The following is a 12,504-nucleotide window of genomic DNA, read 5'->3' on the forward strand; positions in this document are numbered from 1 at the left end:
CCAAAGAAAAACAGCACAAAACAGCAACCGCAAAGCCGCCGCCCGCGTATCCCTTCCTTATCTCATATCCACAATGTCAATGAACAAAACCGAACCGCCGCGGCCCTCTGTAACGAGCGCCGTGAAAACCCGGATGACCCGCTCCTTTCGGTTTGAGCCACCCCCTCGATTCGACTGAACGGGTCGAGGAGTATAGCGGCGAAAAAATTACGCTTCAACGTCTGAATCGACGTTAAAACCTAATCTTCTCGTTTTCCGCTTACTGTGTGGCGCAGGACAGTGCGCCGCCGCAGTGATGTGGTGTATAAAGAGGGCTGCCTGGACTGTCAAAGGGAAAAAATTCCAAAACCACAAAAAAGCCTCTTCCCTGGCCCACAAGCCCCCTCAAGCACCGCTTTGCCTAATCTATGAATGTACGCAGGGCCTACAGAAGCCCCAGAGTACGCAGTTCCGTCAGCAATTCTGCGGGCATCTCGGATTCACCGCCCTCCGCGTCGGCTAAATCGCGGGGAGCGTCTTCCGCCTTCAGGTATCGCCAGCCCTGAAACGGCCGGTGCGGGCGCGGTAAAACGGGCACCAACGTATAGTCCAGCAGGATAAGCGTATCGGGGCGCCCTTCGGCATCCACGATCCGATCAAACCCTGTAATTCGCTGCCGGCCGAGCACTTGCCCACGGATGACCCAGTAGATCGATCCGCCGCTGGCGACGATCTCCTCGTGCCGTCGCGGCAGCATGCGGGTGCGATGCCAAAGCCGACCATCGGCCTCCAACCGCTGCCGCTGCCAGTCGGCAAGGCTTTCCAGGCTCTCGCTACCGACCGAAAGCTTGATGAGGTGGAGCATCAGTTTTCCTTACCGGAAAGCGCCTGGTTAACCCTCGAGTTCGGAGCCCGCCCAAGGGCGTCCGATATGAAACGACCGGCGGCGCAGAGCGCAGCTAGGTCTATCTCAGTCTCGATGCCCAGGCCTTGGAGCATATAAACCAGGTCTTCGCTCGAGACATTCCCGCTTGCGCCTTTTGCATAGGGGCAGCCGCCAAGCCCGGCCACCGCACTATCAACAACAGTCACGCCACGTTCCAGGCAGGCCAGAACGTTCGCCAGAGCCTGCCCATAGGTATCGTGGAAGTGGACGGCCAGACGATCCAGCGGAACTCGTGCCGCTACTGTATCCAGCATCTGTTGCGCCTGTCCGGGCGTGCCGATCCCGATCGTATCGCCCAAAGAAATCTGGTAACAGCCAAGCTTCAGCAGCTTCTCCGCAACATCGGCGACTGCCTCCGCCGCTATCGCACCCTCGTAAGGACAGCCGAGCACACAAGAAACATAGCCCCGCACCGCAATACCAGAACCGAGCGCGGCCTCGCAGACTGGCGCGAATCGTTCCAGACTCTCGGCAATCGAACAGTTGATGTTGCGTTGGGAGAAGGTCTCCGAAGCAGCGCCGAAAATGGCGATCTCGGTTACGCCCACACCCTGCGCTGCGGCAAATCCTTTCATGTTCGGTACCAGGACAGGATAGGTAACGCCCCTTCGCTTGCCGATAGCCTGGAAAACCGCGGCGCTATCCGCCATCTGTGGAACCCATTTTGGACTGACGAAAGCTCCAGCCTCGATCGTCTTCAAGCCGGCGTCCGCCAAGAGGTCGATCAAGGCTACCTTGGTCTCCAGCGACACGGCGTGTTTCTCGTTCTGCAAACCGTCGCGCGGCCCGACCTCGACAACTGTGACTTTCCCCGGCAGGTGCATGGTCACGCCTCTACCGGCTCGAGAGTCAGAAGCTCTACGCCGTCTTCCACCAAATCGCCGACGGCAAAGTGGAGAGCGACAACCTGCGAATCAGCCGGTGCCAAAAGCGTATGCTCCATCTTCATGGCCTCCAGCACGATCAAGGCCTGCCCCTGTGTCACCCTCTCACCTTGTTTGACAAGCACCGCTGTTACCTTGCCCGGCATCGGCGCCGTGAGGCTTCCGCCGGCATCCGCCCCCTCGCCCGCATGCGCCTGGGGGTCGAGAAAGCCAAGGCGGAAAATCTCGCCCCGTAGAAACACAAGCCGGTCGTCGCCTTCATCCAAAACCCCGGCTACATAGCGACGATCTCCGAGCGCAATCGCCAGATCGCCGTCTGGTCGCTGCTGGAACGATACTGGCAGCGTCTTACCGGCCAGGGTAACCCGCATACCTTCGCCGACACCTCCGGATCCCGGGCCGAAGCCAAGCGTCACATCACAGATATCTTCGCCCCAGGAAAAGCGCATGGGCTGGGCGGTTTGGGCGTTCAGACGCCAACCATCGCAGGTAAACCAGGGCGAGTTCGGATCGCTGCTCGACGCCGCCTGTCTAGCCGTCTCACGCCGACGAAGCAGTAATTGGTGAAGCGCTGCAGCTGTCAACACCTGCCCCGGCTCGGATAGGCCCGGCTTCAATAGCTTGCCGGCCTCACGGGCGATAAACCCGGTATCGACACCGCCCGAGGCGAACGCCTCGTGGCGAAGCGCGCGCCCCAGAAACGCCAGATTGGTTCGGCAACCGGCCACGCGGATACTATCGAGTCCCTGCCGCAACCGCCGCAGAGCCTCATCACGCGTTTCACCCCATGCAATAACCTTCGCGATCATGGGATCGTAGAAGGGCGAAACGCGGTCCCCCTCTAACACACCGCTGTCGATACGCAACCCTTCGACGGCTTCTGGAAACCGCAGTCTCCTGAGGTCTCCGGTCGCGGGCAAAAAGTCGCGCTCCGCATCCTCCGCATAAAGCCGCGCCTCGATCGCATGCCCCCGAAGCGCAACTTGCTCTTGGGTGATCGGCAGCGCCTCCCCTGCGGCCACACGGAGTTGCCAAGCCACAAGGTCTAACCCGGTAATAGCCTCGGTAACCGGATGCTCAACCTGCAACCGCGTGTTCATTTCCATGAAGTAGAACTGCTCGTCCTCGACAATGAACTCGACGGTGCCCGCTCCTAGATAATCGATAGCTTCCGCAGCCGCGACTGCCGTCTGTCCCATTTCGGCCCGCCGCTCCGGCGTCATGCCGGGTGCGGGCGCTTCCTCCAGCACCTTCTGATGGCGGCGCTGCACAGAACAATCGCGCTCGTTGAGATGCACCCCGTTGCCGTGGCTATCCCTGAATATCTGAATCTCGATATGACGCGGCTTGGTGAGATACTTTTCTATCAAAACTCGATCGTCGCCGAAGGACGCCATGGCCTCGCGTCGTGCGCCCGCAAGTGCAGCTTTGAAGTCGCCTGGTTTCTCGACAACGCGCATCCCCTTGCCGCCACCGCCTGCGGATGCCTTGATCAAAACGGGGAATCCTATCTTGCGCGCCTGCTCCGCCAAGAAGGCCTCATCCTGCTCGGCGCCGTGATAGCCCGGGACAAGAGGAACCGCCGCGCGTTCCATCAAGGCCTTGGCCTCGCTCTTGGAACCCATGGCCCTGATGGCCGATGGCGGCGGGCCAACGAAGACCACTCCCGCGGCAGCGCAAGCTTCGGCAAAATCCGCATTCTCGGCCAAGAACCCATAACCAGGGTGGATGGCTTGGGCGCCTGATTGCCTAGCCGCTTCGAGTATTCTGTCGACACGCAGATAACTCTCGGCTGCCGCAGCCGGACCGATGCAAAAAGCACTGTCCGCCAGCTTGACGTGCTGAGCCTCGGCGTCCGCTTCCGAATATACCGCGACCGTGCGAATACCCATGGCTCTGGCCGTGCGCAGGATACGACAGGCAATCTCGCCACGGTTGGCGATCAGCAGGCTATCAAACAGAGCTCTGGCGGATTCGCGCTGGGCCATGAAATTTCAATCCTTACTGCGCCGCTGCGGCTTGGTGCGGCCATAGGAGACAAACTCGGCGAAACCAAACAGTATCAAGAGCGCGCCGACCACTATCTGGGACGATATAATAACCCTGATCAGGTTGGAAACCGGCACGATGTCGCCGTAACCGACAGTGCTGAGAGTCACGATTGAAAAGTAAAGACTCTCGGTAAAAGTGATTTCCCGCAGTTCACCACCGATAATGAAACCGCCGCCGCCAAGGGTATCGATGATGCGATAGATGCAGGCATAGACGATCACAATGAGCGAGTAAAAGGAGAAGAAAGCAAAGGCCGGTATCACCAGCCTTTTCATGCCTGCGAAGAACAGTTCGAACAGCAGGCTCGTCTCCAGGAGAAAGCTACAGACCTCGTCGCTGACGAAAAACACGATGGCGGCGATTGCCGACATGGAGGCCAGGAAAAGAAGATCGTACTCAAAAGGTGTAAAGTCGTGCCCCGGCAAGGCAAAGGTCAAACCGCCAATCAGGAAAGCTGGAAGCAGCCATCTGAAAACCCTGCCCCAATGATGAATCTCCCTGTGCTGGTCTTGCAGCAGAAGCTTATGAATTGTTGTCCTATTGCGCCAGGCGCCCGCCAGAAACGTGAAAACCGGCAGAGGAAAGGTTGCCAGCACCAACCAGGGTGTTACCGGAGCGAAATTGACCTCGATGAAGAATGAGAAGATGCAGGTGTAGACAGCCAGGAAGTTCGTCAGGACAATCGTGAAAAAATGGCGATCGGGAAACAACCGGTAAAACGCCGTCACGGCGACCAATGTCGCCAACAGAACAACCAGCGCGAACAGGCCGCCAACCTGGCCTCGGCTGGTTGCCAGCGTAATGAGCAGAAAAAGAACCGCGGTAAAGGCTGAGGCGCGGACCCAACTCCGATCGCCCATACTCATTCGATCAGCTCCCGTCTTTCAGTGCTTATCACTCGTCGACCCAGTCGGGCTTACGCTTGTCGAAAAACGCCCCCATCCCTTCGCGGGCTTCGTCGCCACCCCGAATGCGCGCTATGCGGCGCGCGGTATCTTCGATCAACACGTCGTCCGGCAGTTGCAATGCGACACGCGCGATCAAAGCTTTGGCCTCCTTCAAAGCGTTTGGTCCGCCAGCCAACAATGCTTTCAGTATCTCATTTCCCCGCTGTACAAGAAGCCTCTCCGGCACCACCTCGTGGACCAAGCCGCAGGCTAGCGCTTCCAGCGCTCCAAATCGTTCAGCCGTCATGAAGTAGCGCCGCGCCATACGCGGTCCCATGGCCCCAACCACATAGGGGCTGATCACAGCCGGAATTAAACCGAGACGAACTTCCGACAAGCAGAATATCGCCGTCTCTGACGCCAAGGCGATATCACAACAGGCGACCAGGCCGACACCGCCGCCAAAAGCTGCTCCTTGCACGAGTGCGACGGTCGGCTTTGAAAAACCGTCGAGCCGACGCATCAACTCGGCCAGTCGGCGCGCGTCCGCCAAGTTCTCTTCCTCACTGTAGTCGGCCATCGCGCGCATCCAGTTAAGGTCGGCGCCAGCGGAAAAGCTCCGACCCTCCGCCGCCAGCACGACTGCCCTGACCCTTTCATTCTGATCCAAGTCGCAAAGAGCATCGGTCAAGTCGGCGATCAGCTTGGCATTGAAGGCGTTGTGCTTATCCGGACGTGCGAGCGTCAATGTGGCTATGCCGCTTTCGGCGATCTCTTGCAGGAACACGGGGCTGTCCATGGCGTTACATCCGGAACACGCCGAAGCGGGTTGCCTGGGCGGGTGCATTGAGGGCAGCAGATATACCGAGCGCTAGGGACATCCGTGTATCCAACGGGTCGATGATGCCGTCGTCCCACAGGCGGGCCGTTGCATAGTAGGGATGACCCTGCCTCTCATACTGTTCTCGGATCGGCGTTTTGAATGCTTCCTCATCGCTTACAGGCCATTCCTGCCCTTTGGCAGCCATCGCGTCCTTGCGGATTGTCGCCAGTACGTTGGCGGCTTGTTCGCCGCCCATGACGGAAATACGTGAATTGGGCCATCCCCAAAGAAACCGGGGAGAGTAAGCACGGCCGCACATGCCATAGTTGCCGGCACCAAAGCTCCCGCCAATCAGCACCGTGAACTTAGGCACACGTGCTGTCGCCACCGCCGTCACCAGCTTGGCACCATCTTTGGCGATACCCCCGGCCTCATACTTACGGCCGACCATGAAGCCCGAGATATTCTGCAGGAACACCAGCGGAATACCGCGCTGCGCGCAGAGCTCTATAAAATGCGCTCCTTTCAGGGCCGACTCGGAAAAGAGGATGCCATTGTTCGCCAGGATACCAACCGGATAGCCGTGAATACGCGCAAATCCCGTCACCAGACTGGCACCATAAAGCGCCTTGAACTCGTCGAACTCGGAGCCATCGACCAGGCGCGCAATCACTTCCTTCACATCGTAAGGTTTGCGTAGGTCTGAAGGCACGACGCCGTAAAGTTCGCTCGGGTCATAAAGCGGGTCGCGGGGTGTCGCCAACTCAAGAGTGTGCTGCTTCGACCGATTGAGGTTACCGACAATGCGGCGCGCCAAAGCCAAGGCGTGGTGATCGTCGGCCGCCAGATGATCGGCGACACCACTGACTTTACTGTGCAGTTCCGCACCGCCCAGGTCTTCGGCACTGACCTCTTCACCTGTTGCCGCTTTCACGAGCGGCGGGCCGCCCAAGAAAATGGTCCCCTGCCCGCGCACGATGATGGCTTCGTCCGACATGGCCGGCACATAGGCCCCGCCGGCGGTACACGATCCCATCACCACGGCGATTTGAGCGATTCCCTTAGCCGACATATTGGCTTGGTTAAAAAAGATGCGCCCGAAATGGTCACGGTCGGGAAAGACCTCATCCTGATTTGGAAGGTTAGCGCCTCCCGAATCCACCAGATAGATGCAGGGCAGATGGTTTTGTTCCGCAATCTCTTGAGCGCGAAGGTGCTTTTTCACCGTCAGTGGAAAATATGTGCCGCCCTTGACGGTGGCATCGTTGGCGACAATCAGACACTCCCGTCCAGATACGCGACCGATGCCGGTGATGATGCCGCCGCTTGGCACTTCATTCTTGTAAAGATCCCAGGCGGCCAATTGCGATAGTTCGAGGAATGGCGCGCCCACGTCGAGAAGGTTGCGAATTCGATCACGCGGTAGAAGTTTGCCCCGCGCCAAATGCTTTTCTCGCGGCCCCTGCCCGCCACCCAACTTGATCGCAGCAACCTTCTCGCGAAGGTCCCCAACCAGCGCCTCCATAGCACGGACATTGGCCTTAAACTCTTCGGATCGCGTGGAGATCGAGCTTTTTAGCACGCTCATTAAAGGGCCCTGCCTCCCTGTGATTGGGTAATCATTCTCAATTGCGCTGAGGCGAAGGCCAACCAAAAAATTTCTCAAGAGGAATTAGCGGTCAGGCACACCAATGCTGCCTACCAGCCACCCTTGCGCAACCATTCTCTGACTTCAGCTATCCTATCGTGCCCCCAGAAAGGCTCACCATCGACCAGAAAGAATGGTGACCCGAACACGCCCTTTTTGATCGCCTTGTCGACTTCCGCCTTCAAAAGCTCCTTGATCGCCGGATCCTGTAGAGCCAACGCCATGGCCGCGGCATCCAACCCGGCGTCCGAAGCCGCCTCCAGGACACTATCGGGCTTGGAAATATCCTTGCCCGCCAGAAATGCGCGCTCATAGAGGAAAAGCGCGAAATCACGTGCCTTTGCCGGATCTGTCCCATTCAGCCAATAAAACGCTCGGCAAGCGGCGATCGACGCAAAGGGAAACTGCGGGGGAACGACAAAGGGAATATCATAGTATCGCGCAGCCCGGGCCAGGTCGTGCCGTGCATAGTCGCCTTTGATCGGGATTGTTAGCAAAGGCTCCGCCTTGGTTTGCTTCATGACTGCCCCCAGCAGGAAGGGGCGCCACGTCACCTTGCGTCCAAGCTCGGCGGCCTCAGCGTCGATAATCCGCGCGGCGAGGTATCCGTATGGACTGGAGAAATCAAAGTAGAACTCGATCGGACTCGATGCTGCTGATGTCATGGTGCAGTAGTTCCTCCTGCTTGAATGCTTACTTGCTGCCTGCTTATCCGGCTATCTGGCGGCCAATGATCAAGCGCTGAATATCACTTGTGCCCTCGTAAATCTGGCAAACGCGGACATCGCGATAGATACGCTCGACAGGAAAGTCCTCCAGATATCCGTATCCGCCGTGTATCTGCAATGCGGCAGAACATACCCGCTCGGCCATCTCGCTGGCGAACAGCTTCGCCATCGCAGCTTCTTTTAAACAGGGGACACCCGCATCACGCAGGGCCGCGGCGTGGAGTGTCATCAGTTCTGCTGCGTGGAGTTCGGTTGCCATATCCGCCAGGCGGAAATTGACGGCCTGGTGCTCGAAAATCGCCTTGCCCATCGATTGCCGGTCTTTGGCGTAGGCAAGTGCCGCATCATAGGCCGCGCGTGCCATCCCCACGGACTGGGCTGCAATCCCGATGCGGCCGCCCTCCAGGTTCGATAGGGCTATGCGATAGCCCTGCCCTTCCTCGCCCAGCAACAGATCCGGTGTCAGTTCCATGTTGTCGAACACGATCTGGCAGGTATCGCTGGCATGCTGGCCCAGCTTGCGCTCGACGCTGGCTACGTTGTATCCGGCCGTGTCCGTCGGCACGATAAAAGCGGAAATACCTTTCTTTCCAGCGGATTGATCGGTAACCGCGAAGACAATGGCGACATCGGCATTGGCGCCAGAAGTGATGAACTGTTTAGTGCCGTTCAATACAAAGCCGTTTCCGCGCTTTTCCGCCCGGGTCCGTATGGCGCCCGCGTCGGACCCAGCGTGCGGTTCGGTCAACATGAACGCCCCTAGTTTTTCACCCAGCGCCATCGGCCTTAGGAAGCGTTCCTTCTGCTCCTCACTGCCATACTTGAGAATTGGTTGGCATCCGACGGAATTGTGCACACTCATGATGGTCGAGGTCGCACCGTCGCCGGCGGCTACCTCCATCAACGCCAGGGCGTATGAAACGTTGTCGGTTTCAGCGCCCCCCCAAGCCTCAGGCACCGTCATACCCAGAAAGCCGAGGGTTGCCATCTCTGCCAGGGCTTCTTTTGGAAAATGGCTATCGCGGTCCCAAGACGCCGCGTTAGGCTTCAGCCGCGCCTCAGCGAACTGCCGGGCCGTTTCACGAATCATTGCCTGTTCGTCATTGAGCAGCACGGGTCTTTCCTCCGCTAAGGCAGGCTACCAGGGCATCTCCGTCCCATCGTATGAATAGAAATGCCCGCTTTGTTCAGGCGTCAGATTGTCGATGATGGCGCGCAATCCCGCGACGCTTTCCTCGGCCGTAATCTCAGCTTTTACGCCGCCCATATCGGTTTGCACCCATCCAGGATGCACCGAGATTACAACGATACCTTTCTCCTCAAGGTCCTCGGATAAGCCCTTGGTGATCATATTCACCGCAGCTTTGCTGGTCCGGTAGGGATAAGCCGCGCCAGACCGATTTCGCGCAATCGACCCCAACTGGCTAGAGATATTAACGATGCGCTTCAACTCGCTTTGAGAGACATGTTCGACAAACCGCTCGACAGTTCGCATCAATCCAATGACGTTGACCTGCAAAACTTCGGACCAAGCCTGATAATCCTGTTCGCCAAATCCGGTTCGCGGTCCATAGATGCCGGCGTTGTTGATCAAAAGGTCAATCGGCTGGTCCCGCAAGGAACGGGCAACATTGGCAACCTGCAACTCGTCAGTCACATCTACGCGGTGGACATTAACATCACCTGGTATCTCTTTTAATTCTTTCGCTTTATCTGGATGGCGGCAACAGGCATGCACGCACCAACCGCTCTCCGCATAGCTGCGAACGAACTCCAATCCTATGCCACGGTTGGCGCCTGTTATGAGAAGAGTGGGCATGACGTTCCTTTCGATAATCGCAACTCAAAAGTGCGTCAGGACGACGGCACCCGCTCACTCGGCAAGAGGTCGCTGGCGGCTGTCGATGAACGTGCTGGATAAGTCAGACCGCTGTCGCTTAGCCAACGATCAAGGAAATCCTCCAGCCAATCACCGAGCGGAGCAATGTGATGCCTTGCGTCTGCAAGCTGGCGTTCCCGATCCTGCGCTCCAGGATGCGCGAGCATATGGCCCGCGCTGTCCATCCACGTCTGCATCTGGTTCTGTGTCACTTCCGGATGAAACTGAAGCCCGTAGGCCTTTCTTCCTATGCGAAATGCTTGGTTCGGAAAGGTATCACCCCGGGCTAACAATTCGCCGGTCCGAGGCACCGTGAACCCCTCCTTATGCCAGTGGTAGACTAGTGAGTGCGGGCCCTTGAACCCGGGCGCCACCGTCTCTATCGGAAAAAAACCGATTTCATAAAGTCCGGTGGGATGGGGTCGCACCTCACCGCCGAAAGCCAATGACAGGAGCTGCGCGCCGAGACAAAATCCCATGAAAGGTTTGTCCGCCTCTACCCACGTTCGAATCCATTCAACCTCATCCTGGATATACCCATCGTCATTGGCACTCTGAGCGCCGCCGTAAACGACGACAGCATCGAACGCGTCGCTCAGGGGATCGGGTAAAACGTCGCCCAGGGCGGGCGCACACCACTCGACCTCAAAGCCTCGCCGAACCAACATTGGATGGGCTCTATCAATTCTCTCCCCTTCCATATGGTTTAAAAGCAAGACTTTACGGCTCATTCTTCATCTCCAACAACCAAAGGTTTCGTCATATTTGGACGCGCTGACAGAAAAGCGGCCATGTGAAAGGCCGCCTGTTCCTGGTCATAGATATAGTCCAGTCCGACCGGACATGCACGCCTCGCCCGACAATAGGCCGTCCGACAATCGTGACCGGCGGCGCTCCCGACATGAGCCGCACAATCGTCAACCCGATAGCCGACCCCAGTGAACGCACCAACCGGGCAGGCACTCAAGCAGGGTTTATCCGCGCAACTCTCGCAAGGATGATCACCAGCCCTGTTTTGTCCTTGGTCATCGAGTTTCAACGCCAAGCCGTCCGCGGAAGTAAAAAGTAAAGCCGCACGATAGGCGTGCCACAGCCCAAACCGTGGGTGAACCAGAATGCCCAGCGGTGAAGGAAAGACTGCCTCGGCTTGCTGGGCCCAACGCTGAAAAGGATAGTATGGCGGTCCGTCCGATGGATAAAGCGGAGCGGAACCAAACCGCAAGGCGATCGCATCAACGACACGCTTGGTCCAGCGGTTCATTGGATCGGGTTTGCTGTCCCGATACTCCGGACTGCGCACGAAATGACGCCACATTTCAGGCCCTGCGTTGCCGATCATCGCAACAAAATCCACGGCGCGGCCATCCGGTAAGGACGGCAACGGGGTCTCCGGTCCAGGTCGGAAACCGCCCCTCAACAACAATCCCTGTTCCGCGAGCGCCGTTGTCAGATCGTCCTTCATGGGATCAATGGTCTACCGCAGGGTGAAGGCCCTATAAAGATAATTCCTCGCGTATCATCCTGGACCGCTTTCTATAGCAATAGTGCGGACATTATCGTTCCTTAGTTCTTGTCATTCATGATCGGAGGGTGTCACGATCTCTCGCGCTGGGGGCAGGGACTTGCACATACGGCAGATTCGGCCCCACGCCAACTTTGTACCTCGCCTATCAGGTAGTCATGAAGCAGAGCAGTATCATTGACACTCAACATTTTGGCTTTTTGTTGATTGAAGGCTTTTCCATACTTCCCTTTGCATCAGCTATTGAAGCCCTTCGTTCGGCCAACCGCCATTCAGGCGAGAACCTCTACAGTTGGACACTTCTTTCTCCCGAAGGTGGTCTTGTCACAGCGTCCAGCGGCGTGGCCTGCCGGTCGGACATGCCGGTACGTGCCTGCGACAAACTGGACGCCGTCATTGTGTGCGGTGGCGTGGACGCGCATGTGTTTGACAACAGACAAACATTAGCTTGGCTCAGGCTGCTAGCCCGTCAGGGGGCAAAGATGGGTGCAGTGTCCCTTGGCAGCTACATCCTGGCACGCGCTGGGCTGCTCAACGGTGTACGCTGCACGATCCACTGGGAAAACCTTGCGGGATTCCAGGAGGACTATCCGCAACTCAACGTGACCGAGGAGTTGTTCGAGATCGACGCAAATCGCTTTACCTGTTCGGGTGGCACCGCCGCATTGGACATGATGATGTCGATGATCGCCAAGGATCACGGTCGCGAACTCGCGACCAAGATCGCGGAAAACTACATCCATGAACGAATCCGCGATCAACACGACCACCAGCGCATGAATCTGCGCACGCGACTGAACATCTCTCATCCCAAGCTGCTAAACGTCATCGAGATGATGCAGCAGAACCTTGAGGACCCACTGCCCAGATCGAAGTTGGCCGCCATGAGCGGACTTTCGACGCGGCAACTCGAACGGCTGTTCCGCAAGTATCTGAATCGGACTCCGACCCGCTATTACCTGGAGCTTCGTCTCGCCAAGGCACGCTCGCTCCTTAATCAGACATCGCTCTCGATTCTGGACATCGCCATGGCAAGCGGCTTCGTATCAGCGTCTCATTTCTCGAAATGCTATCGCGAACAGTTCAACCGAAAACCTCGCGACGAGCGCCAACAGATTGCCTAAAGTATATCCTTTGTTTATCTGATTTTTCGTTG

General features: G+C 57.7%; 12 protein-coding genes. 1 reads left to right on the forward strand and 11 read right to left on the reverse strand.

Annotated features, from left to right (window positions below):
- Positions 1-424 precede the first annotated feature (424 nt).
- The 11 genes from FHR98_RS03160 to FHR98_RS03210 all read right to left on the reverse strand — a co-directional run bounded on the left by FHR98_RS03160 (position 425) and on the right by FHR98_RS03210 (position 11,288).
- Entirely contained in the window at positions 425-844 is a 420-nt protein-coding gene (locus tag FHR98_RS03160) for a DUF1489 family protein (protein ID WP_246377420.1), read from the reverse strand.
- A complete protein-coding gene (locus FHR98_RS03165; protein WP_183415200.1) occupies positions 844-1,749 on the reverse strand; it encodes a hydroxymethylglutaryl-CoA lyase in 906 nt (301 codons plus the stop codon). Before FHR98_RS03165 ends, FHR98_RS03160 begins: the two co-directional genes overlap by 1 nt.
- Before the next feature lie 2 nt (positions 1,750-1,751).
- On the reverse strand, positions 1,752-3,797 hold the full coding sequence (locus tag FHR98_RS03170; protein ID WP_221205707.1) for an acetyl/propionyl/methylcrotonyl-CoA carboxylase subunit alpha: 2,046 nt from the start codon (positions 3,795-3,797) through the stop codon (positions 1,752-1,754).
- Positions 3,798-3,803: 6 nt separating this feature from the next.
- Entirely contained in the window at positions 3,804-4,727 is a 924-nt protein-coding gene (locus FHR98_RS03175; RefSeq protein ID WP_183415201.1) for a potassium channel family protein, read from the reverse strand.
- A gap of 28 nt (positions 4,728-4,755) precedes the next feature.
- Positions 4,756-5,547, reverse strand: a complete 792-nt coding sequence (locus FHR98_RS03180) for an enoyl-CoA hydratase/isomerase family protein (RefSeq protein ID WP_183415202.1) — start codon at positions 5,545-5,547, stop codon at positions 4,756-4,758.
- Positions 5,548-5,551: 4 nt separating this feature from the next.
- Positions 5,552-7,159, reverse strand: coding sequence for a carboxyl transferase domain-containing protein (locus tag FHR98_RS03185; RefSeq protein WP_183415203.1), 1,608 nt, complete (start codon positions 7,157-7,159; stop codon positions 5,552-5,554).
- 110 nt (positions 7,160-7,269) lie between these two features.
- Complete coding sequence (locus FHR98_RS03190) at positions 7,270-7,884, reverse strand: 2-hydroxychromene-2-carboxylate isomerase (RefSeq protein ID WP_183415204.1); 615 nt, start codon at positions 7,882-7,884, stop codon at positions 7,270-7,272.
- A 43-nt stretch (positions 7,885-7,927) separates the two neighbouring features.
- The gene (locus FHR98_RS03195; protein ID WP_183415205.1) at positions 7,928-9,061 is read right to left on the reverse strand and encodes an acyl-CoA dehydrogenase family protein; all 1,134 of its coding nucleotides are present in this window, start codon (positions 9,059-9,061) and stop codon (positions 7,928-7,930) included.
- 24 nt (positions 9,062-9,085) lie between these two features.
- Positions 9,086-9,766 carry an SDR family oxidoreductase gene (locus tag FHR98_RS03200; RefSeq protein WP_183415206.1) on the reverse strand — a complete coding sequence of 227 codons (681 nt, stop codon included), beginning with the start codon at positions 9,764-9,766 and terminating at the stop codon, positions 9,086-9,088.
- Between the two features lie 35 nt (positions 9,767-9,801).
- Entirely contained in the window at positions 9,802-10,557 is a 756-nt protein-coding gene (locus FHR98_RS03205; protein WP_183415207.1) for a glutamine amidotransferase-related protein, read from the reverse strand.
- Positions 10,554-11,288, reverse strand: coding sequence for a hypothetical protein (locus FHR98_RS03210; RefSeq protein ID WP_183415208.1), 735 nt, complete (start codon positions 11,286-11,288; stop codon positions 10,554-10,556). Before FHR98_RS03210 ends, FHR98_RS03205 begins: the two co-directional genes overlap by 4 nt.
- Positions 11,289-11,506: 218 nt before the next feature.
- Here FHR98_RS03210 and FHR98_RS03215 point away from each other — a divergent pair, with 218 nt between their 5' ends.
- Positions 11,507-12,472 (forward strand): GlxA family transcriptional regulator, encoded by a 966-nt coding sequence (locus FHR98_RS03215; protein ID WP_183415209.1) that lies wholly within the window; start codon positions 11,507-11,509, stop codon positions 12,470-12,472.
- Positions 12,473-12,504: the final 32 nt, after the last annotated feature.

The sequence above is a fragment of the Limibacillus halophilus genome, assembly GCF_014191775.1.
GTDB lineage: Bacteria > Pseudomonadota > Alphaproteobacteria > Kiloniellales > CECT-8803 > Limibacillus > Limibacillus halophilus.

Coding starts and splice junctions, on each gene's coding strand:
- FHR98_RS03165 (WP_183415200.1), bottom strand. CDS start 1,749: ATGCACCTGCCGGGGAAAGTCACAGTTGTCGAGGTCGGGCCGCGCGAC.
- FHR98_RS03180 (WP_183415202.1), bottom strand. CDS start 5,547: ATGGACAGCCCCGTGTTCCTGCAAGAGATCGCCGAAAGCGGCATAGCC.
- FHR98_RS03190 (WP_183415204.1), bottom strand. CDS start 7,884: ATGACATCAGCAGCATCGAGTCCGATCGAGTTCTACTTTGATTTCTCC.
- FHR98_RS03185 (WP_183415203.1), bottom strand. CDS start 7,159: ATGAGCGTGCTAAAAAGCTCGATCTCCACGCGATCCGAAGAGTTTAAG.
- FHR98_RS03170 (WP_221205707.1), bottom strand. CDS start 3,797: ATGGCCCAGCGCGAATCCGCCAGAGCTCTGTTTGATAGCCTGCTGATC.
- FHR98_RS03215 (WP_183415209.1), top strand. CDS start 11,507: ATGAAGCAGAGCAGTATCATTGACACTCAACATTTTGGCTTTTTGTTG.
- FHR98_RS03175 (WP_183415201.1), bottom strand. CDS start 4,727: ATGAGTATGGGCGATCGGAGTTGGGTCCGCGCCTCAGCCTTTACCGCG.
- FHR98_RS03200 (WP_183415206.1), bottom strand. CDS start 9,766: ATGCCCACTCTTCTCATAACAGGCGCCAACCGTGGCATAGGATTGGAG.
- FHR98_RS03210 (WP_183415208.1), bottom strand. CDS start 11,288: ATGAAGGACGATCTGACAACGGCGCTCGCGGAACAGGGATTGTTGTTG.
- FHR98_RS03160 (WP_246377420.1), bottom strand. CDS start 844: ATGCTCCACCTCATCAAGCTTTCGGTCGGTAGCGAGAGCCTGGAAAGC.
- FHR98_RS03205 (WP_183415207.1), bottom strand. CDS start 10,557: ATGAGCCGTAAAGTCTTGCTTTTAAACCATATGGAAGGGGAGAGAATT.